A 20,255-nucleotide genomic window follows, 5' to 3' on the forward strand; every position below is an offset into this window, starting at 1 on the left:
TGGCATGGTGCTGCGCTGCCCCGGCACATGCCCGCAAGGGCGCCTTCGCGGCATCAGATTCCCCGAAGGTGACCTTCGGGGATTAAGCCAGCCGGACGGCTGGCGGTCAGCGGAGAGTTCTCCGGCGCGACGCGGGGTCGGCGAGTGAGGGCGGCAATGGTGAGCCCGCGTCGAGCCGGTTGAACGTGGTGCCGGGCGGCACGATCTCGTCGATGCGGTCGAGCACCTCGGCGCTGAGGTCGAGATCCGCGGCGGCCAGCAGGGTGTCCAGGTGCGAGGCCGTGCGTGGGCCGATGATCGCGGTGCTGACCGCGGGATGTGCCAGCACGAATCCGATCGCGAGCTGTACCGGGGAGATCCCCGTTTCGGCGGCGAGTGCGAGGAGGGACTCGACGGCGTCCAGTTTGCGCGCGTTCGCCGCGATGGCGGGGTCGAACCGGTGCGGGTAGCGGTTCGGGCGGCCCGCGGTCAGGTCGATCGGCCGGTCGCGGCGGTAGCGGCCGGTGAGCAGCCCGCCGGCCAGCGGTCCCCACGTGAGCACGCCCATCCCGTACCGCGCACAGGTCGGCAGCACGGATTCCTCGACGCCTCGTGCCAGCAGCGAGTACGCGGGCTGCTCCGACCGGAACCGCTCCCGCCCGCGAGCCTCGGCCACCCACTGCGCTTCGACGATTTCCTCGGCGGCGAACGTCGAAGTACCGATCGCCCGCACCTTCCCCGCCCGCACCAGATCCGAGAGCGCGCCGAGCGTTTCGTCGATGTCGGTGGCCGGATCGGGGCGGTGCACCTGGTACAGGTCGACGTGATCGGTGCGCAGCCGCCGAAGGCTGTCTTCGATCGCGCGCGTGATCCACCGCCGCGAATTGCCGCCGCGGTTCGGGTCGTCGCCCAGCGGGAAGTGGACCTTCGTCGCGAGCACGACGTCGTCGCGCCGCCCGTGGAGGGCCTTGCCCACGATGGTCTCGGTTTCGCCCGCCGAGTAGGCGTCCGCGGTGTCGACGGTGGTGATCCCGGCGTCGAGCGCGGCGCGGATGATCGCGATCGCGTCATCGTGATCGCGATTGCCGTCCCGGCCGAACATCATCGTGCCGATGCACAGCCTGCTCACCTTGATTCCGGTGCGGCCCAACGGGTTCAGTCGCATGGCGGCGCCTTTCGATTCGTTCGGACATGGCCAGGGCGAAAGCGCAGCCCGCGATTCCGACGGCAAGGCAGGTGATCCACAGGACGGGAGCGCCGGCGAAGGCGTAGAGCCCGCCACCGAGCGTGGTGGCGGCCAGCTTCGCCATCCCGGCACCCCAGCCGAGCACGGCCTGGTAGCGGCCCTGCGCCCCGTCCGGCGCGAGATCGGCGGCGAGCGCCGCGGTGACCCCGCCGGTGCCCGCTTCGCCGAGCGTCCACACGAGCACGGTGACCGCGAACGCGGCAGGCGTGCTGGCCAGTCCGGTGAGCGCCATGCCGCCGCCGATCACCAGCATCGAGCACGCCAGTACGCGCATCGGCGGCCACCGCCGGAGCGCACGGGCGCACATCGGTTGCAGCACCACGATTCCGGCCCCGTTGACGATCGCGACGAAGGCGTAGGTCGCGGGTCCGAGCCCGGCGTCGCGGACCGCGAACGCGACGCCGACCGTGCTCTGGTTGACCACCGCGACGTAACCGAAGGTCATCGCGGTCAGCGCCAGCAGCGACCGGTCGCGCAGCGCCGCGCGATAGCCGCCGCCGCGCCGGATCGGGCGCGCGCCACCGGGTACGCCGACCGCGATGACGGCGGCGAACAGCACGCAGGTCGCGGCGTCCAGCACGAACAGGGTCCAATAGCCGGTGGAGGCCAGCAGCCCGCCCGCGGCGCCCGCGATCGGGAAGCCGAGGTTGACCGCCCAGTACACCAGGCCGAACGCGCGCAGCCGTTCCGACGGCGGGACGATCGCGACGAGCAGTGCCGCGCTTGCCGGGCGGTACAGATCGCCGACGACGCCGAGCGACGCCGCGCCCGCGATGAGCCACGGGAGTGAGGTGGCGGAACCGAGCAGCACGAGGCAGCCCGCGGTGCCCAGCATGCCGAGCACGAGCGCGGCCCTGGCGCCGAACCGGTCCGCGAGCGCGCCGCCGACCGGCTGGCTGAGCACCCCCGCCGTGCCGAACACCGCGACGACGACGGCGCCTTCGGCTGCCGAAAGTCCGCGTGCGGCAAGGTAGAACGCCAGGAACGCGACGACGACGTTGCCGATCCGGTTCACGAACTGCCCCGCGAACAGCACCCAGAACGCGCCGGGAAGTCGTGCCGCCGTCATGACGACGATCGTGTCCGGCTGATCGTCCACGGTCTATCTTCTTAGTTGTGACTAAGAGATGTTGACGCTGACCTTCACCGCCGAAGACGCGCTGCGCACGCGGCTCGCGATTTCCCCGCTGTGGGAGGTCGTCGCCGGGGTGCGGGCGATGCGGGACCCGTCGCGGCATTCGCTGCACCTGCCGTGGGTGGTGGCCGCGCGCGCCGCGGTGGCCGACGTGGACATCGGCCTGCTCACCGATCTGGTGACCCGGTCCGCCCGCACGCCGGACTTCGTCACGGTGCCGCCCGAAACGCCCGTCGCGGAGCTGGCCGACGAACTCGAGCGGCTTCGCGCGGTCGCACCGGCGCAGGTTCGCGCGGACCTCGACGCCAGTGGCGCGTGGCGCGGCCGGGCCGTGCGCGCGCTGTACGACGAGCCGGAGAAGGGGCTGGCGCACCTGGCCGCCGCCGTCGAACGGTTCTGGTCCGCCGCGCTCGCGCCGCACTGGCCACGCCTGCGCGGGCTGCTCGAAGCCGACGTGTCCTACCGCGCGCGGAAGATCACTTCCGGTGGGGCGCGTGCGCTGTTCGCCGACGTGCACGCCGACGTCCGGTGGGAAGCGGGCACCGTCCGCGTCACGCATCGGCCGTACTCGCACGTCCGCTCCGCGCGGGGCCGCGGGCTGGTGCTGGTGCCGTCGGTCTTCGCGTGGCCGGAGGTGTTCACGGTGACCGCGGAGCCGTGGCAGCCGACGCTGTTCTACCCGGCGCGCGGGGTCGGCACCCTGTGGGAGCGCGACGACGGCGCCGCGAACGCGCTCGCGGGTGTGCTCGGCACCGGGCGCGCGCGGCTTCTGGCGTTCCTGGACAGCCCGGCGACCACCACCGAGCTGGCCGCCAGGACGGGGATGACGACCGGGGGCGTTTCCCAGCACCTCGCCGCGCTGCGCGCCGCCGGGCTGGCGGTCGGCAGGCGCGAGGGCAGGCAGGTGTTCTCCGCGCGAACCGAACTCGGCGACGCGCTCGTGGCCGCCAGTGGCGAAAACCGGGCTGTCCCGGGCAGATGACAGGGGCGGGGCGGTGTGAGAAGACGCCGGAGCGCATTCCGCACGGCCTGCCCATGCTCACGACGGATGCACTTATGCCGGTGATCCGTGCCTGTGCCCCGAAGGTGGCCTTCGGGGAGTCTGACGCCGCGAACTCGCCCCTCGCTCGATTTGCGCGCGGTGCAAGCCGTGCTCCCTTGGGGTGGACCTCGCGTGGGGCTACCGAGGTTGGCAGTCCCCCGGTTCTACTCTGCGCTGCCATGGGCATGCGGGAATCCACGGCGACAAGCCGGGAACTGGGCGGCGAGCTGAGGCGGCGTCGCGAAAACGCGGGGATGACCGGGGTCGACCTGGCACGTCGGACCGGCTGGCAGCAGAGCAAGATCTCCCGGATGGAAGCGGGCCGGGGCGATTTCTCCGACCTGACGGTGAACGCCTATCTCGCGTATTGCGGGGTGCCGGTCAGCGAGGTCGCCGAGATCGTGCGTTCGGCACAGGGCACGACGGCATACCGCGCGCGGACGACGATGCTCAGCAACGTGATCTTCCACGAGCAGTCCGCTCGGTCGATCACCATGGTCGCTCCGGCTCTGATACCCGGCTTGCTGCAGACCGAGGAGTACACGCGCGCCGTGATGGCGGCTTCGCGCCGCTCGCCGAGCCCGAAATCGCGAAGCGGATCGAAATTCGACAGGAACGCCAACGGCTGCTCCGGCGGAGGAACCCACCGCGGTTCACCTTTCTGATTCGCGAACAGGCTCTCCGGACGCCGCTCGGTGGCGCGCAGGTGATGCACGAGCAGATGCTGCACCTGGTTCTTGCCGCGGACCGTCCGCACATCGAGGTGCGCGTGGTTCCGGCTGATGGAGTTCACCGACCACGATCCGGTTGTGTACGTCGAAGGCGGGCTCGCCAGCATTGTCATCGAAGACAAGGACGAGATAGCCGAAGCGAAACGGACGGCGCGTGAAGTGGCTGCCGATGCACTGGACGACGCCTTCTCACGGGAGGTCCTCGCGAACCTCGCCGGTGTCCCTCACCGCCCCGGTCCTGATCGGCGCCACCCTAGCTCGTGGCGTCGGCACCGCCGGGCTGCCACAGCACGTCGCCGTCCGGGTTCGCCAGCCGCGCGAGGATGAACAGCAGATCCGACAGGCGGTTCAGGTAGCGCACCGCGAGCACGTTCGTGTGCTCGGCGTCCGCTTCCACGAGCGCCCAGCCCGCGCGTTCCGCCCGCCGCGACACCGTGCGCGCCTGGTGCAGGAAGGCCGCGCCGGGCGTGCCGCCGGGCAGGATGAACGACTTCAGCTTCGGCAGGCGCTCGTTGAACTCGTCGCACCAGCCTTCGAGCCGCTCCACGTAGCGCTCGGTGATGCGGAGCGGGGGGTAGGGCGGGTTCTCGGCGATCGGCGCGCACAGGTCCGCGCCGACGTCGAAGAGGTCGTTCTGGATCGTGCGCAGCACGGCCGCGATCTCGTCGGTCAGCCCGCCGACCGCGATCGCGAGGCCGAGCACCGAATTCGTCTCGTCGACTTCGGCGTAGGCGCCGAGCCGCGGTGAGGTCTTCGGGACGCGGGACCCGTCGCCGAGCGCCGTGGTGCCGCTGTCGCCGACCTTCGTGTACACGCGGTTGATGCGTACGACCATGCCGTGGAGTCTACGGGTTTCCGGTCGGCGCCCGCGTTTTCTTTGACGATCAAGGTGTGGCCGTCCAGTGAGTGCCCCGGAGATCGTGCGCGCACGGCGGCAGGCATGATTGACGCCCATGAGCGAGCACTTCGACGTCCACGGCGGCGCACGGCTGGTAGGCGAAGTCGATGTAGTCGGAGCCAAGAACAGCGTGCTGAAGTTGATGGCCGCGGCACTGCTGGCCGAAGGCACCACCACGATCACGAACTGCCCGCAGATCCTGGACGTGCCCCTGATGGGCGACGTCCTGCGCAGCGTCGGGTGCGAGGTCGAAATCGACGGTGACACCGCGCGCATCACCACGCCCTCGGAGCTTTCGCACCGCGCGGATTCGGCCGCGATGGGGAAGCTGCGCGCGTCGGTGTGCGTGCTCGGGCCGCTCGTCGGTCGGCTCAAGCGCGCCGTCGTCGCGCTGCCGGGCGGGGACGCGATCGGCTCGCGGCCGCTCGACATGCACCAGAACGGCCTTCGCAAGCTCGGCGCCACCAGCACCATCGAGCACGGGTGCGTGGTGGCGCAGGCGGACGGCCTGCACGGCGCGCAGATCTGGCTCGACTTCCCCAGCGTCGGCGCCACCGAGAACATCCTCATGGCCGCCGTGCTCGCGGCGGGCACCACGGTGATCGACAACGCCGCGCGCGAGCCCGAGATCGCCGACATCTGCACGATGCTCACCGAAATGGGCGCCAAGATCGAAGGCGCCGGCACCTCCACGCTGACGGTGCACGGCGTCGACGCGCTCCAGCCGACCGAGCACCGCGTCATCGGAGACCGGATCGTCGGCGCCACCTGGGCCTTCGCCGCCGCGATGACCCGGGGCGACCTGACCGTGCGCGGGGTCAACCCGCACCACCTCGACCTGGTGCTCGACAAGCTGCGCCTCGCCGGTGCGGAGATCACCACGTTCGACGACAAGGGTTTCCGCGTCGTGCAGGACGACCGGCCCAAGTCGGTCGACTTCGTGACGCTGCCCTACCCCGGCTTCGCGACCGATCTCCAGCCGTTCGCGGTCGCGCTCTCCGCCGTCTCCGACGGCACGTCGATGATCACGGAGAACGTCTACGAGGCGCGGTTCCGGTTCATCGAGGAAATGGTGCGCCTGTCCGCCGACGCGAGGACGGACGGCCACCACGCGGTCGTACGCGGTGTCGAACAGCTTTCCAGCGCCCCCGTGTGGGCCTCGGACATCCGTGCGGGCGCGGGGCTCGTGCTCGCCGGGCTGTGCGCCGACGGCACCACCGAGGTCTGGGACGTCTTCCACATCGACCGCGGGTACCCGCACTTCGTGGAGAACCTGAACCGACTCGGCGCCACGATCGAACGCGTGGCGGGCGAACCCGACCGCGCCTGAGCGACGTTGCGGGCTGGGCTTATGCCCCGAAGGACGCCTTCGCGGCGTCAGATTCTTTCAAGGGCCCCTTCGGGGCATGCGCCCCGGAGCCGAGCAGGCCCCGCGAAGGCACATCCGCGACAGGCACGTCGCCGAAAGCCCCCTTCCCGAACGCCCCCTTTCGGGAACGCGCGGAGGACCTCGCCTTGACCTCTGCGGGAGCATCCTCCACGGCATGGATTTCGGTGCGGGTGTCAGGATTCCAGTGCCATGGCGGCGCCGAAGCCGATGAGGATCGCGCCCGTCGCGCCGTCGAGGCCGCGGCGCACCCGGCGCCGCGAGATCCAGTTCCGGACCCGGTGCACCAGGAACAACAGCGCCAGCTGCCAGGCCCCGCCCAGCACGGCGACCGTGTAGGCGAGCAGCAGCGCGTCGCCCGCGGTCGTCACCCCGGGGTGCAGGAACTGCGGCAACAAGGAGAGGTACATGACCAGCACCTTGGGGTTGGTCATGTTCGAGAGGAACCCCTCGCGCCAGCGCCGGAACGCCTTGGTCCCCGCGCGGCGCGGATCGTCGAGCTGGTCGTAGTTCCCCTTCCACGCCCCGCGCAGCGCCTGGAACCCCAGGTAGCAGAGATAGGCGACGCCGAGCCAGCGCACCGTCTGGAACACCGGCTGCGACCGCGTGATCAGCGCGCCGAGACCCAGCGCGGCGGCGGTGCCCTGCAGCACGTTGGCGCACGCGATCCCGCCCGCCGCGTGCAGCCCGCCGCGCGCGCCACCGGACAGCGCGTTCTTCAGCACGACCATGCTGTCCGGCCCCGGTGCGATCGCCAGCAACGCTACGAGCAGCACGAAACTCCAGTACAGACCCCAAGACACTGGTCCATTATCGCGCGTCAGAATTTGCGCTGCCGGGGGCGCGGCACTCGGGGGTAAGCGGGCGAGCGCCGCTCAGGGGGCAGGCGGGCGGCTTCTGGGCTCGGCTCCGGGGGCATGCCCTGAAGGGGCCCTTGAGGGAACCTGACGCCGCGAAGGCGTCCTTCAGGGCATCACCAGCACCCTGCCGCGCGCCGTGAGGGGCGAGATCGCGGCGTCAGATTCCCCGAAGGCGACCTTCAGGGACCAAGCCCGGGCGGCTCCGCGCTTCCGGCACCCATCGCACTCGAATCGACGCGCACACATCATGACCGTGACCGTCGGGGAAGCTGGGCCCGAAGAGCACAGTCAGGGACATGAGCGCCGCGAAATCGGCCCTCGCGGGCGAGGGTTACGAGGATTCCAGGGCGAGGGCGGCGCCGAAGCCGATCAGAGCGGTGCCGGTCGCGCCGTCGAGCGCGCGGCGCACGCGGCGGCGGTTCAGCCAGGCGCGCACGCGGTGCACGAAGAAGAGCAACGTGAGCAGCCAGACCCCGCCCAGCACGGCGACGGTGTAGGCGAGCGCCAGCGCGTCGAGCGTGGTGGTCGTGGCCGGGTCGAGGAACTGCGGCAGCACCGACAGGTACAGCACGAGCACCTTCGGGTTGGTGATGTTCGACAGGAAGCCTTCGCGCCAGCGCCGGAAGCCGCTCGCCTTGCCGCGCTGCTGCTCGGCGACCTCCTGGTAGGTGCCGCGCAGCGCGCCGCGGATCGCCTGCACGCCCAGGTACGCGAGGTACGCGGCGCCGACCCACTTCAGGGTGATGAACACCGGCTGCGACCTGGTCAGCAGCACGCCGAGGCCCAGCGCGGCCGCGCTGCCCTGCACGAGGTTGCCCGCGACGATGCCGAAGATGGCCAGCAGCCCGCCCCTGGCACCGCCCGCGAGCGCGTTCTTGAGCATGACCATCGTGTCCGGGCCCGGCGCGAGCACGACGAGGACCACGATGATCAGGAAACTACCGTAAAGACTCCAAGTCACGGCCCCGACCGTAACCGCGGGGACCCGCCGGAGGCTCGCGGATTTCGGTCACAGTGCCCGCGCTGACGTGGTGAGTTCCACTCGGCCAGATAAGTTACTGGCGGGTACACTCCATCGAGACGTCCACCGCGGAGGTGCCCCGTGCCCTATCCAACCGATCGCGAACGTGACCGGCCGTGGGTGATGCGCACCTACGCCGGGCACTCGTCCGCCGCCGCCTCGAACGAGCTGTACCGGCGCAACCTGGCCAAGGGGCAGACCGGTCTGTCCGTCGCGTTCGACCTGCCGACCCAGACCGGCTACGACGCCGACCACAAGCTCGCGAAGGGCGAGGTCGGCAAGGTCGGCGTGCCGGTCGCGCACATCGGCGACATGCGGCGCCTCTTCGACGGCATCCCGCTCGCCGAGGCCAACACCTCGATGACGATCAACGCGCCCGCGATGTGGCTGCTGGCGCTCTACGTCACGGTCGCGAAGGAACAGGCGCAGGCCGAGGGGCGCGACGTGGACGAGGTGCTCGCGAAGCTCACCGGCACCACGCAGAACGACATCATCAAGGAGTACCTGTCCCGCGGCACGTACATCTTCCCGCCCGGGCCGAGCCTGCGCCTGATCACCGACATGATCGCGTGGACCGTGCACCACGTGCCGAAGTGGAACCCGATCAACATCTGCAGCTACCACCTGCAGGAGGCGGGTGCCACGCCGACGCAGGAGGTCGCCTACGCGCTGTGCACCGCGATCGCCGTGCTCGACGCGGTCCGCGACTCCGGCCAGGTCGAGGAAGCCGACATGGCCAGGGTGGTCGCGCGGATCTCGTTCTTCGTCAACGCCGGCGTGCGGTTCGTCGAAGAGATGTCGAAGATGCGCGCGTTCACCGCGCTGTGGGACGAGATCACACGTGACCGGTACGGCGTCACGGACGCGAAGGCGCGCCGCCTGCGGTACGGCGTCCAGGTGAACTCGCTCGGCCTGACCGAGGCGCAGCCGGAGAACAACGTCCAGCGCATCGTGCTGGAAATGCTCGCCGTGTCCCTTTCGCGGGGCTCGCGGGCCCGTGCGATCCAGCTCCCGGCGTGGAACGAGGCGCTCGGCCTGCCGCGGCCGTGGGACCAGCAGTGGGCGCTGCGCATGCAGCAGGTGCTCGCCTACGAGACGGATTTGCTGGAGTACGAGGACATCTTCGACGGTTCGCGCGTGATCGAGTCCAAAGTGGACGAGATCAGGGCAGGCGCGCGCGAGGAGATCGACCGCGTGCTCGAAATGGGCGGCGCGGTCTCGGCCGTGGAAAGCGGCTACATGAAGTCGCAGCTGGTTTCCTCGCTCGCGGAGTACCGGCGCGGGATGGAAGGCGGCGAGCGGATCCTCGTCGGGGTCAACAAGTTCGAGACCACCGAGCCGAGCCCGCTGCAGGCCGAAGGCGCGAAGGCGATCGAGACGATCGACCCCGCCGTGGAGAAGCAGGCCGTCGCCGCGCTCGAAGAATGGCGCGAGCAGCGGGACAACGACGCGGTGACCGCCGCCTTGGACAACCTCCGCGCGGTCGCGGGAACCACCACGAACCTCTTCGAGGCGACGCTGGCGTGCGCGAGCGCGGGGGTGACCACCGGCGAGTGGTCGCACGCGCTGCGCGATGTGTTCGGCGAGTACCGGGCCCCGACCGGGGTGTCCGCGGCGTCGGCCTCCGGCGCGGGTGCGGCGGAGCTGGAACGCGTCCGCGAACGGGTGCGCCGCACCGAGGAGGAACTGGGCGAGCGGCTGCGGATCCTGGTCGGCAAACCGGGGCTCGACGGGCATTCCAACGGCGCCGAGCAGGTCGCCGTCCGTGCCAGGGACGTCGGGTTCGAGGTGGTGTACCAGGGGATCCGGCTCACCCCGGAGCAGATCGTCGCGGCGGCCGTCCAGGAGGGCGTGCACGTGGTCGGGCTGTCGGTGCTGTCCGGATCGCATCTCGAAGTGGTCCCCGAGGTGGTCGACGGCCTGCGCGCCGCCGGTGCCGAGGACATCCCGGTGATCGTCGGCGGCATCATCCCGCCCGACGACGCGGCGCTTCTGACCGAGCGCGGGATCGCCCGCGTCTTCACGCCGAAGGACTACGAGCTGACCGGCATCATGGACGGCATCGTCAGCCTGGTGCGGGAAACCAAGGGCCTGACGGACTGACACCGCTGCCTCAAACGGGGCTCCGCACGCCTGAAGGGTGCTCTATCGAGTCAAGGCGAGGCCCGTCGCGCATTCCGCCTTCAGGGGTGTGCATGTCCGCGGATGTGGCCTTCGCGGGGCTTGCTCGGTTCCGGGGCCGGATGCCCTGAAGGTGCCCTTGGGGGAATCTGATGCCGCGAAGGGCACCTTCGGGGCATCAGCGTCGCCGTGCCGCCTGCTGCGAGGGGCGAGATGGCGGCGTCAGATTCCCCGGAGGTGCCTTTCGGGGAATGTGCTGGGATTTCGCAGCTCGCGTCTCTTTCTCGTGTCCGGGCTGGTGCCCCGAAAGTGGGCCTTCAGGGGTGTGCATGCCCGCGGATGTGGCTTTCGCGGGGCTTGCTCGGTTCCGGGGTCGCATGCCCTGAAGGTGCCCTTGGGGGAATCTGATGCCGCGAAGGGCACCTTCGGGGCATCAGCGTCGCCGTGCCGCCTGCTGCGAGGGGCGAGATGGCGGCGTCAGATTCCCCGAAGGTGCCTTTCAGGGGCCAAGCCCCGGCGGCGCCACGCTTCCGCCACCTAACCCGCCGGAATCGACGCGCACACATCATCACTGCGACCTTCGCGGACCCGGATGCCCTGAAGGTGCCCTTGAGGGAATCCGACGCCGCGAAGGACACCTTCGGGGCATGAACAGGCCCGTCCCGCCCGCCCGCGAGGGCCGAGAACGCGGACTGCCCGCCCGCCGTCTTCGGGGTTAGTGTCGGGGGCATGGCCGAGTACGAACACCTTCTCGTCAAGCGTGACGGCGACACCGTCACGATCACCATGAACCGCGCTTCCCGCCGCAACTCGTTGTCCGCGGCGCATCTCGCGGAGCTGCTCGCCGCGTTCCGGGAAGCGGGCGAGACGGACGCGACGGGCATCGTGCTCGCGGGCGCGGGCCCGGTGTTCTCCGCCGGTCACGACTTCGGCGACGTTTCCGCGCGCGATCTGATGGGCGTGCGCGAGCTGTTGCGCCTGTGCACCGATCTGATGCACACCATGCAGTCGGTGCCGCAGGTCGTCGTCGCGCGCGTGCACGGCCTCGCCACGGCCGCGGGCTGCCAGCTCGTCGCCACCTGCGATCTCGCGGTGGCCGCGGCCTCGGCCGGGTTCGCGCTGCCGGGCGGGAAGGGCGGCTGGTTCTGCCACACGCCCGCGGTACCGGTCGCCAGGTCGATCGGCCGCAAGCGCCTGATGGAGCTCGCGCTCACCGGTGACGTCGTCGACGCGGAAACGGCGCTGGACTGGGGACTGGTGAACCGGGTGGTGCCGGACGAGCAGCTCGACGACGCCGTCGCGGAACTGCTGGCACGCGCGACGAAGGGGAGCAGGGCCAGCAAGGCGATGGGCAAGCAGACCCTTTACGCCCAGCTCGACCGCCCCGAAGCCGACGCGTACGCGATCGCGCTCGAGGTGATGGCTTCGGCGTCCCAGCTCCCCGGCGCGCGGGAGGGCATGGCCGCGTTCCTGGAGAAGCGCTCTCCGGTGTGGCCGGACTAGTAGCCGCGGAGGAGCAGTAACGAGTAGGCGGCGAGCGACTGCGCGTCGGTGATGTCCCCGGACAGCACCATTTTTTCGAACTCCGCCCGCGTGAACCAGGCCGCGCGCATGTCCTGCTCCTCCAGTTCGCGCTCCGGCGCGCCCTCGGTCAGGTCCGTCGCGAGGAAAACCCGGCCGCGCTGGCTCGACGTCCCCGGCGCCAGGTCCAGCACACCGAGTTCGACCATGGAGCCCGCGGTGAGGCCCGTTTCCTCCCGCAGTTCGCGGGCGGCCAGTTCGCCAGGCTCCGGCTCGGCCCGGTCCGGCGCGGTGCCCTGGGGGAACTCCCACCGCCGGATCCCGATCGGGTAGCGGAACTGCTCGACCAGGTGCAGCCGGTCGCCGTCGGACGGGATGACCAGTGCGAAGTCGGGCTTGTCCACCACGCCGTAGATGCCGGGTGAGCCGTCCGGCCTGCGGATGGCGTCTTCGCGCACGGTCATCCAGTTGTTCCGGTAGACCTCGCGGGTGTCTTCGCGTTCGATCATGGGGCCAGTATGGCGGGGGCGGCCACGTCGCTGATGACGGTGCCTTCGGCGGGGCCTGCCGAAGGTGCGCGGGGTCAGCCCGCCCTGGTCCGGGTGCACCACGATCTGCTGACGGGCGCCGTGATCAGATCGGGACGGCCGTCGAGGGTCGGGTCCTTGAGCGCGATCCTGGTGCCCGACTCGGCCCAGCCGCCGCCGAAGTCGGTGACGCCGGTGACCGGGCCGGTCAGCCCGGTGTAGCCGCCGTTGAACTGCTCGAACGCGAACAGCCGATCGCCCCACCTCGCGAGCCTTCGAGCTTGCCGTCGCCCTTCACGACGAGCAGGTCGGCGAGGCCGTCACCGGTGAAGTTGACTTCGCGCGGCCCGAGCGTGTTCGTGCCGTCGAACCGCCCCGAATGCGGGTACATCCGGATATTGCCGCCGGTGAAGTCGGCCGCGGAAATCCATGCCGAATTTCCCCAGCCGTAATTGATCGGGACGCCGTTCTTCAGCGTTTTCACGCCGTCGAACCCGCCGGAGTGCGGGAACACCACCAACGCGCCGTCCGCGGTGCGCGTGACGAGGTCTTCCTTGCCGTCCAAGGTGAAATCGCGCGCTTGCGGGGACGGTGCCGCCGCCGAGGCGACCCCGGACGCAGTGATCCCGACGAGCAGTGCGGCGGTGCACGCCAGGACTGCCCGTGCGGTTCCGTGATTTCCCGGCCTGCTGAAAAAAAGACATGAAAATCCCCCTGGAACGTATTCGCGGTGAAAGGGAGTTCGGTGGCGATGCCGTCGTGCGGTGGACACGTCCGCGGCCCCGGGGAGGTGGCCCGTCCCGGCGGCGTGACCGAACCGCGTCCGGCGCGCCACGCGGTACCGGGCGGCCACCCGTCCGGCGCCGTCGCCTACCCTCGCCGGGTGCGCCTCGTGATCGCTCGATGCCAGGTCGACTACGCCGGCCGGCTCACCGCCCATCTCCCCATGGCCACCAGGCTGCTGCTGGTGAAGGCCGACGGCTCGGTGTCCGTGCACTCCGACGACCGTGCCTACAAGCCGCTGAACTGGATGAGCCCGCCGTGCTGGCTCATCGAGGACGGTGCCGTGTGGACCGTGCAGAACAAGACCGGCGAGAAGCTGGTGATCACGATCGACGAGCTGCTGCACGACTCCGCGCACGAGCTCGGCGCCGAACCCGGCCTGGTCAAGGACGGTGTCGAGGCGCACCTGCAGGAGCTGCTCGCCGAGCACATCACCGAACTCGGCGACGGCTACACGCTCGTGCGCCGCGAGTTCCCGACCGCGATCGGGCCGGTGGACATCATGGCCCGCGACGGCGAGGGCAAGTCGGTGGCGGTCGAGATCAAGCGCCGGGGCGAGATCGACGGCGTCGAACAGCTCACCCGGTACCTGGAGTTGTTGAATCGTGACCCGCTCCTTGCCCCGGTCCAGGGCGTGTTCGCCGCTCAGCTGATAAAACCGCAGGCCAAGACCCTTGCGGAGGACCGCGGGATCCGGTGCCTGACCCTCGACTACGACGCGCTCCGCGGTATCGAATCGGACGAGTTCCGCCTCTTCTGACCTCCCTCGAAACGCGCCGCCCCGGCATCGGGCGGCGCGTTTCGCCTGTTCAGTGCTGTTGCCTTCGCTCCGATGGGTGCACTCTGTGCTTGACCGGGCGCGGGAAGCGAGGGTGCGGTTGGATTCCCGTGGCTGAATTAATGCAGTAAGGTCCGCGGGCGGCTTCGCCGTGATGTTTGTTGTTCAGTGTTGTTCGGTTGCTGACGTCTTCACCGTTGTGGACGTCCTCGGGATCTGGAGGTGGCTCGGGTGCATGTGCTGGCTGAGGCGAACCTGCGCCTCAACGCGAGCGCCATCGACTACGTGCTGCTCGCGTTCTATTTCGTACTGGTGCTCGGCATCGGGTACCTCGCGCGAAGGCAGGTGTCGTCGAGTCTCGACTTCCTCCTGTCCGGTCGCTCGTTGCCCGCCTGGGTCACCGGCCTGGCGTTCATTTCGGCGAACCTCGGTGCCGTCGAGATCATGGGCATGTCCGCCAACGGTGTGCTGTACGGCTTGCCGACGGTGCACTACTTCTGGATCGGCGCCATCCCCGCGATGCTGTTCCTCGGCATCGTGATGATGCCGTTCTACTACGGCTCGAAGGTGCGCAGCGTCCCGGAGTTCATGCGCCGCCGCTTCGGCAAACCGGCGCACCTGGTCAACGGCGTCAGCTTCGCCGCGGCCCAGATCCTGATCGCGGGCGCGAACCTGTTCCTGCTCGCGAGCGTGGTGAACCTGCTGCTGGGCTGGCCGATCTGGCTGTCGATCGTGATCGCCGCGGTCATCGTGCTCTCCTACACCGCGCTCGGCGGGCTCTCGGCCGCCATCTACAACGAGGTGCTGCAGTTCTTCGTGATCGTGGCGGCGCTGCTGCCGCTGACGATCGTCGGCCTCGTCAAGGTCGGCGGCTGGCAGGGCCTCGTCGACAAGGTCACCGGCAGCCCCGGCGGTTCCGAGCAGTTGCACTCGTGGCCCGGTGACAACCTCACCGGCTTCGGCAACAACTTCCTGTCGGTGCTCGGGCTGGTCTTCGGCCTCGGGTTCGTGCTCTCGTTCGGGTACTGGACGACGAACTTCGTCGAGGTCCAGCGCGCCATGGCGTCGAAGAGCATGTCCGCGGCGCGCCGCACGCCGATCATCGGCGCGTTCCCGAAGATGCTGGTGCCGTTCATCGTGATCATCCCCGGCATGATCGCCGCGGTCACCGTGTCCGAGTACGTGCAGGACAAGCAGGTGCTCCTCGACGGCGGCGACGCGCCGACCGGCGTCACGCCCAACAACGCGATCCTGCTGCTCATGCGCGACCTGCTGCCCAACGGCATGCTGGGCGTCGCGATCGCCGGTCTGCTCGCGTCGTTCATGGCGGGCATGGCGGCGAACCTCAGCTCCTTCAACACGGTCGTCACCTACGACATCTGGCAGACGTACGTGAAGAAGGACCGGCCGGACGGGTACTACCTCCGCCTCGGCCGCAGGGTCACCGTCGTGGGCACGGTGCTGGCGATCGGCACCGCGTTCATCGCGTCGAACTCGGGCAACATCCTGAACTACCTGCAGGACCTGTTCTCGTTCTTCAACGCGCCGCTGTTCGCCACGTTCATCCTCGGCATGTTCTGGAAGCGGATGACCCCGGCCGCGGGCTGGATCGGGCTCGTGCTCGGCACCGCGTCGGCGATCACCGTCTGGGGCCTTTCGCAGGCGGAGATCCTCGGCCTCACCGGGCAGGGCATCAGCTTCGTCGCCGCGGGCACCGCCTTCGTCGTCGACGTGGTGGTCAGCGTCGGCGTCTCGCTCGCGACGAAGCCCAAGGCGGACAAGGAACTGGTCGGGCTCGTCTACTCGCTCACGCCGAAGGAGACGCGCACGCACGACGAAACCGGCGAGAACGCGGGCTGGTACCGCAAGCCGGGCCTGCTCGCGGGCATCGTGCTGATCCTGACCATCGGCCTCAACATCATCTTCTAGGAGGGGTGAGCCATGGCGACCGAATCGAAACCGGCCACGCGCCGGGCCGGTGCCTTCGACATCCGCATGATCATCGCGCTGCTGGTCGGCGTGTACGGCGTGGTGCTGACGATCATGGGCATCGGGTTCACCACCGACGCCGACCTGGCGAAGGCCGCGGACGTCAACATCAACCTGTGGGCGGGCATCGGCATGCTGGTGTTCGCGATCCTGTTCGTGGTGTGGGCCAAGGCCCGCCCGCTGCAGGTGCCCACGGAGCAGCCGGAAAGCGGTGACGCCCCGCCCGCGGGCGAATAGCGAGGTTCTGCGCGCGCGGCGAAGCCGCTGCCGATACCGTGCAGGCGTGTTCTCCACTGTTCGCGCCCGCCGGCTTCGCCGCACCGCGCTGCTTTCCCTGACCGTCGCGGCCGCCGTCACCGTCGGCGGCTGCGGGGGTCAGGACCTCGGCAAGGCCAACTTCTCCCGCACCACCGTCTCCGCGCAGGCCGGTGGCGGGCCGGAAAAGGCGCCGGAAGGCCCGATCACCGATCCGGCCGTGGCCTCGGCGAAGCTGCGGACCGTCGACCCGTGCAAGCTGATCGCCGGGCCGACGCTGGCCGATCTGGGCACCGTCGGCGAGACGGACGACTTCGGCCTCAGCAAGTGCTCGGTCGAGATCAAGGACGCCGGCGGCAAGACGATCCGGCTGTCGATCGCGATCGGCGAATCGATCAGCACCGGTCCCGAGGACAAGACCGGCGTCGTCGAGGGCCTGCCGAGGATCGAAAGCTCCAATGGTGGCTACTGCTACGTCTCGGCGCTCACCCAGCGCGATCCCAACCTCGGTGTGCAGGTCCAGAGCAGTTACACCGGCGGGGAACCGTGTCAGCCCGCCGGGGTGGCGCTGCAGAAGGTGCTCCAGAAGCTGCACAGCAGCCCGCCGCAGTTCGACGTCGCACCGGGTTCGGCGCTCGGCACGGACCTGTGCACGGTGCCCGGCGACGCGGTGTTGAAGGAGATCGCCGGTGCCGACGCGAAGGCCACGCCGATCGGGCTGCACCGGTGCACCTGGTCGAAGACCGGCGGTGCGACGGTGACGCTGTCCTTCACGATCGCCGCGCCGAGCAGGCCGAGCGACAAGAACCCCGAGGTGGACGTCGACGGCACGAAGGCGATCCAGGAGACCTCCAAGTCGTCTTCGACGTGCAGCCTCGAATGGGCGCACCGCAAGGTGGACGACAAGACTTCCGAGCTGGTGAAGTTCGCCTACGAGAACTACTCCGCGCAGGCCTCTTCCGACGACCCGTGCGGCAAGGCGGCCAAGGGCGCCAAGGACGTGCTGAAGAAGCTGCCGAAGCCGTAGGCTCGCGGTCCCGGGCAGACCCATCGAGCAGTTGGAGGCCGTGATGAAGAAGATCATCAACGATCCCGAAACCGTGGTGGCGGAGTCCTTGCGGGGGCTCGCGCTGGCCCATCCCGACATCCTGCGCGTGCAGGAGGACCCCGCGGTCGTGGTGCGCGCCGACGCGCCGGTCGCGGGCAAGGTCGCGGTGATCTCCGGTGGCGGTTCCGGCCACGAGCCGCTGCACGGCGGGTTCGTCGGGCTGGGCATGCTCGCCGCGGCGGTACCGGGCCCGGTCTTCACCTCGCCGACCCCGGACGCCGTGCAGGCGGCCGTGCGGGCTTCGGCGAGCGACGCGGGCGCGCTGCTGATCGTCAAGAACTACACCGGTGACGTGCTGAACTTCGAGACGGCGGCCGAGCTCGCCGCCGCCGAGGGCGCGGACGTGCGCAGCGTGGTGATCGACGACGACGTCGCGGTAGCCGATTCGACGTTCACCGCGGGCAGGCGCGGCGTCGGCGGCACGGTGCTGCTGGAGAAGATCGCCGGTGCCGCCGCCGAGCGCGGCGACGGCCTGGACGCGGTGGAAGCGGTGGCGCGCAAGGTGATCGGGCAGGTCCGGTCGATCGGGGTCGCGCTGACGCCGCCGACGGTGCCGCACGCCGGCGAGCCGAGCTTCACCCTCGCCGACGACGAGATCGAGTTCGGCATCGGCATCCACGGCGAGCCGGGGCGCGAGCGGGTCAAGGCCGAACCCGCGGACGCGCTCGTGGCCAGGATGGTCGAGGCCGTCGCCGGTGATCTGCCGTTCGAACCCGGTGACGAGGTGCTGCTGTTCACGAACTCGATGGGCGGCACCCCGCCGATCGAGCTGTACCTCGCGCACGGGATCGCCGAGCGGCTGCTCGCCGAGCGTGGCATCGTGGTCAGGCGAAGGCTCGTCGGTCCGTACATCACCAGCCTCGAGATGCAGGGAATCAGTCTCACGCTGCTGAAGCTCGACGACGAGCTGACCGAACTCTGGGACGCGCCGGTGCACACCGCGGCGCTGCGACGGGGAGTGTGATGATGGCCTGCACCACCGAATCCGTGGCCGACGCGCTGCGGGCGGCCGCGTCCGTGGTCGCCGAGCACCGCACCGAGCTGATCGAGCTGGACAGGGCGATCGGCGACGCGGACCACGGCGAGAACCTCAACCGCGGGTTCACCGCGATCGTGACCGCCATCGAGACCGTGCCGGAAACGCCGGGCGCGGTGCTGAAGACGGCCGCGACGACGCTGATCTCGAAGGTCGGCGGCGCGGCTGGCCCGTTGTACGGCACGGCGTTCCTGCGCGCGGCGGCCAAGCTCGGCGATCGGTCCGAAGTGGACGCCGAGGCGGTGGTGGAGCTGCTCGCCGCCGCGCTGGAAGGCGTGCAGGCCAGGGGCAAGGCGGAAGCGGGCGACGCCACCATGGTCGACGCGCTGCTGCCCGCCGTCGAAGCCGCTCGCGGCGCCGTGGCGGACGGGGTCGCGGCCGTGCTGACCGCGGCCGCCGACGCGGCCGACCGCGGTACTGAGTCCACTGTGGACATGGTGCCGCGCAAGGGAAGGGCCTCCTACCTCGGGGAGAGGGCGGTCGGTCACGTCGATCCGGGAGCGCGGTCGACCGCGCTCGTGCTGCGCGCGCTCGCGGAGGCTGCCAAGTGAGCACGGTCGGCTTGGTTTTCGTTTCGCACAGCGCGACTCTCGCCGCCGGGGTGGCCGAACTGGCCGCGCAGATGGCGCCCGACGTCAAGCTGGTCCCCGCGGGCGGTCTGGACGGCGGTGGTATCGGCACCGACTTCGAAGCGGTCTCCCAGGCCGCTCGCGAGGCGGACTCGGGTGCCGGGGTGGTGCTCCTCTACGACCTCGGCAGCGCGCAGATGACGGCCGAACTCGCCGTCGAAACGCTCGACGGCGAGGTGGACGCCGTCGTCGTCGACGCACCCCTCGTCGAGGGCGCGGTGGCCGCCGCGGTCGAGGCGCAGGGCGGTGCCGACCGGGCCGCGGTCGCGGCGGCGGCCGCGAAGGCGGCGGCGCCCCCGGAAGCGAGCGCGAGCGCGGACACCGGTGCGGCGGACTCCGTCGAGCTGACGCTGCGCAACGACGTCGGCCTGCACGCGCGGCCCGCCGCGCTGCTGGTGCGCGCGCTGGCCGGGCTCGACGCCGAGGTCACCGTGCGGCTCGGCGAGCAGGAGGCCGACGCGCACAGCGTGCTCGCGCTGATGTCGCTCGGCGCGCGCCAGGGCGATCGCATCGAGGTGCTCGCGAAGGGCGCCGGCGCCGGCCAGGCGCTGGAGCGGGTGAAGGGCCTCGTGGAGCGCGACTTCGACGAGTAGCGTCCGGGAGGGGTCCCGCGCCGGTGCCCTTATCGTCCGCCGTGCCCGAAGGCGTGCACGGAAGGTGAACGATGATGACCGACGAACCCTTGATGAGCGGCGAAGCCGCGCCCCCGCTGCGCATGACGATGCCGGGCAGGCTCATCGCCGTGCTGGTCTTCGTGGTCGTGCAGGCCGCGTTCAACGGCTTCTTCGGGGTGCTCATCGCCTCGGAGATCTCCGATGCCGAACGCCACGGCCAGAAGCTCGTCAGCCCCGCACTGGCCTATACCGCCGAATACGTCTCGTTCGCGGCGGCGGTGTTGCTGGTCGTCTCGGCGATCTTGGTGGCCGCCGGCGTGATCTGGGGCCGGAACCTGCTCATCGTGCTGGAAGCGGTGATCATCGTGAACGGCGTGGTGATGCTGGTCAGCGGGGCGCCCGCGGCCGTCGTCGGGATCGTGCTGGCGGGCTTGACGATCAGCGTGCTGCTGCACGACACCGTCAAGGCCTGGCTCGACTTCAAGGCGTACCACCGCCGAGTCGGCTGACCACGACCTGCCGGGGATGACAACTCTCACCCGTCCGGTGCGCACTGTTTCGATTCGGACCTGCCCTTTCGGCCCCGGCATGGCAT

20 protein-coding genes and 1 pseudogene are annotated in these 20,255 nt (G+C 70.1%); 14 read left to right on the forward strand and 7 right to left on the reverse strand.

Annotated elements, in window-relative coordinates:
* Positions 1-106: 106 nt before the first annotated feature.
* On the reverse strand, positions 107-1,144 hold the full coding sequence (locus tag ABD256_RS26690; RefSeq protein ID WP_344424529.1) for an aldo/keto reductase: 1,038 nt from the start codon (positions 1,142-1,144) through the stop codon (positions 107-109).
* The gene (locus tag ABD256_RS26695) at positions 1,047-2,324 is read right to left on the reverse strand and encodes an MFS transporter (protein ID WP_344424532.1); all 1,278 of its coding nucleotides are present in this window, start codon (positions 2,322-2,324) and stop codon (positions 1,047-1,049) included. The genes ABD256_RS26690 and ABD256_RS26695 overlap by 98 nt, the downstream gene beginning before the upstream one ends.
* Positions 2,325-2,352: 28 nt before the next feature.
* Between ABD256_RS26695 and ABD256_RS26700 the strand changes: the two genes are divergently transcribed.
* Together ABD256_RS26700 and ABD256_RS44490 are read left to right on the forward strand one after the other, a co-directional pair.
* Positions 2,353-3,342, forward strand: a complete 990-nt coding sequence (locus ABD256_RS26700; RefSeq protein ID WP_344424535.1) for a DUF5937 family protein — start codon at positions 2,353-2,355, stop codon at positions 3,340-3,342.
* A gap of 245 nt (positions 3,343-3,587) precedes the next feature.
* Positions 3,588-4,460, forward strand: a pseudogene (locus ABD256_RS44490) (helix-turn-helix domain-containing protein).
* Here ABD256_RS44490 and ABD256_RS26710 read toward each other — a convergent pair.
* Complete coding sequence (locus ABD256_RS26710; RefSeq protein ID WP_344424540.1) at positions 4,387-4,968, reverse strand: cob(I)yrinic acid a,c-diamide adenosyltransferase; 582 nt, start codon at positions 4,966-4,968, stop codon at positions 4,387-4,389. The pseudogene ABD256_RS44490 and the gene ABD256_RS26710 overlap by 74 nt on opposite strands.
* 118 nt (positions 4,969-5,086) lie before the next feature.
* On the opposite strand from ABD256_RS26710, the gene murA reads away from it, so the two are divergent.
* The gene (gene murA, locus ABD256_RS26715) at positions 5,087-6,361 is read left to right on the forward strand and encodes a UDP-N-acetylglucosamine 1-carboxyvinyltransferase (RefSeq protein ID WP_344424543.1); all 1,275 of its coding nucleotides are present in this window, start codon (positions 5,087-5,089) and stop codon (positions 6,359-6,361) included.
* Between the two features lie 233 nt (positions 6,362-6,594).
* On the opposite strand, the gene ABD256_RS26720 is transcribed toward murA, so the two are convergent.
* A complete protein-coding gene (locus tag ABD256_RS26720) occupies positions 6,595-7,221 on the reverse strand; it encodes a LysE family translocator (RefSeq protein WP_344424545.1) in 627 nt (208 codons plus the stop codon).
* Positions 7,222-7,609: 388 nt separating this feature from the next.
* Complete coding sequence (locus ABD256_RS26725) at positions 7,610-8,239, reverse strand: LysE family translocator (protein WP_344424548.1); 630 nt, start codon at positions 8,237-8,239, stop codon at positions 7,610-7,612.
* 141 nt (positions 8,240-8,380) lie between these two features.
* Between ABD256_RS26725 and ABD256_RS26730 the strand changes: the two genes are divergently transcribed.
* Together ABD256_RS26730 and ABD256_RS26735 are read left to right on the forward strand one after the other, a co-directional pair.
* Positions 8,381-10,402: a protein meaA gene (locus ABD256_RS26730; RefSeq protein WP_344424551.1), complete on the forward strand. Its 2,022-nt coding sequence runs from the start codon at positions 8,381-8,383 to the stop codon at positions 10,400-10,402.
* 747 nt (positions 10,403-11,149) lie between these two features.
* Positions 11,150-11,923, forward strand: coding sequence for an enoyl-CoA hydratase-related protein (locus ABD256_RS26735; RefSeq protein WP_344424553.1), 774 nt, complete (start codon positions 11,150-11,152; stop codon positions 11,921-11,923).
* On the opposite strand, the gene ABD256_RS26740 is transcribed toward ABD256_RS26735, so the two are convergent.
* On the reverse strand, positions 11,920-12,450 hold the full coding sequence (locus ABD256_RS26740; RefSeq protein WP_344424556.1) for an NUDIX domain-containing protein: 531 nt from the start codon (positions 12,448-12,450) through the stop codon (positions 11,920-11,922). The two genes, ABD256_RS26735 and ABD256_RS26740, sit on opposite strands and share 4 nt — an antisense overlap.
* Positions 12,451-12,459: 9 nt before the next feature.
* On the opposite strand from ABD256_RS26740, the gene ABD256_RS26745 reads away from it, so the two are divergent.
* The gene (locus ABD256_RS26745) at positions 12,460-12,690 is read left to right on the forward strand and encodes a hypothetical protein (RefSeq protein ID WP_344424559.1); all 231 of its coding nucleotides are present in this window, start codon (positions 12,460-12,462) and stop codon (positions 12,688-12,690) included.
* Here ABD256_RS26745 and ABD256_RS26750 read toward each other — a convergent pair.
* The gene (locus ABD256_RS26750) at positions 12,677-13,033 is read right to left on the reverse strand and encodes a hypothetical protein (RefSeq protein WP_344424562.1); all 357 of its coding nucleotides are present in this window, start codon (positions 13,031-13,033) and stop codon (positions 12,677-12,679) included. The two genes, ABD256_RS26745 and ABD256_RS26750, sit on opposite strands and share 14 nt — an antisense overlap.
* 318 nt (positions 13,034-13,351) lie before the next feature.
* On the opposite strand from ABD256_RS26750, the gene nucS reads away from it, so the two are divergent.
* From nucS to ABD256_RS26790, 8 genes are all read left to right on the forward strand, one after another.
* Positions 13,352-14,011: an endonuclease NucS gene (gene nucS / locus ABD256_RS26755; RefSeq protein ID WP_344424867.1), complete on the forward strand. Its 660-nt coding sequence runs from the start codon at positions 13,352-13,354 to the stop codon at positions 14,009-14,011.
* 249 nt (positions 14,012-14,260) lie between these two features.
* Positions 14,261-15,958 carry a sodium:solute symporter family protein gene (locus ABD256_RS26760; RefSeq protein WP_344424565.1) on the forward strand — a complete coding sequence of 566 codons (1,698 nt, stop codon included), beginning with the start codon at positions 14,261-14,263 and terminating at the stop codon, positions 15,956-15,958.
* Positions 15,959-15,970: 12 nt separating this feature from the next.
* Positions 15,971-16,255 (forward strand): hypothetical protein, encoded by a 285-nt coding sequence (locus tag ABD256_RS26765; protein ID WP_344424568.1) that lies wholly within the window; start codon positions 15,971-15,973, stop codon positions 16,253-16,255.
* Positions 16,256-16,301: 46 nt separating this feature from the next.
* Positions 16,302-17,300 (forward strand): hypothetical protein, encoded by a 999-nt coding sequence (locus ABD256_RS26770; RefSeq protein WP_344424572.1) that lies wholly within the window; start codon positions 16,302-16,304, stop codon positions 17,298-17,300.
* A gap of 43 nt (positions 17,301-17,343) precedes the next feature.
* Positions 17,344-18,345 (forward strand): dihydroxyacetone kinase subunit DhaK, encoded by a 1,002-nt coding sequence (dhaK, locus tag ABD256_RS26775; protein ID WP_344424575.1) that lies wholly within the window; start codon positions 17,344-17,346, stop codon positions 18,343-18,345.
* A gap of 2 nt (positions 18,346-18,347) precedes the next feature.
* The gene (gene dhaL, locus ABD256_RS26780) at positions 18,348-18,968 is read left to right on the forward strand and encodes a dihydroxyacetone kinase subunit DhaL (RefSeq protein ID WP_344424577.1); all 621 of its coding nucleotides are present in this window, start codon (positions 18,348-18,350) and stop codon (positions 18,966-18,968) included.
* Positions 18,965-19,639 carry a dihydroxyacetone kinase phosphoryl donor subunit DhaM gene (gene dhaM / locus ABD256_RS26785; protein WP_344424580.1) on the forward strand — a complete coding sequence of 225 codons (675 nt, stop codon included), beginning with the start codon at positions 18,965-18,967 and terminating at the stop codon, positions 19,637-19,639. The genes dhaL and dhaM overlap by 4 nt, the downstream gene beginning before the upstream one ends.
* Positions 19,640-19,713: 74 nt before the next feature.
* Positions 19,714-20,169 (forward strand): hypothetical protein, encoded by a 456-nt coding sequence (locus tag ABD256_RS26790; RefSeq protein ID WP_344424583.1) that lies wholly within the window; start codon positions 19,714-19,716, stop codon positions 20,167-20,169.
* The last annotated feature ends 86 nt before the right edge of the window (positions 20,170-20,255 follow it).

The organism is Amycolatopsis minnesotensis (assembly GCF_039529815.1).
In the GTDB taxonomy this organism is placed as follows: Bacteria; Actinomycetota; Actinomycetes; order Mycobacteriales; family Pseudonocardiaceae; genus Amycolatopsis; species Amycolatopsis minnesotensis.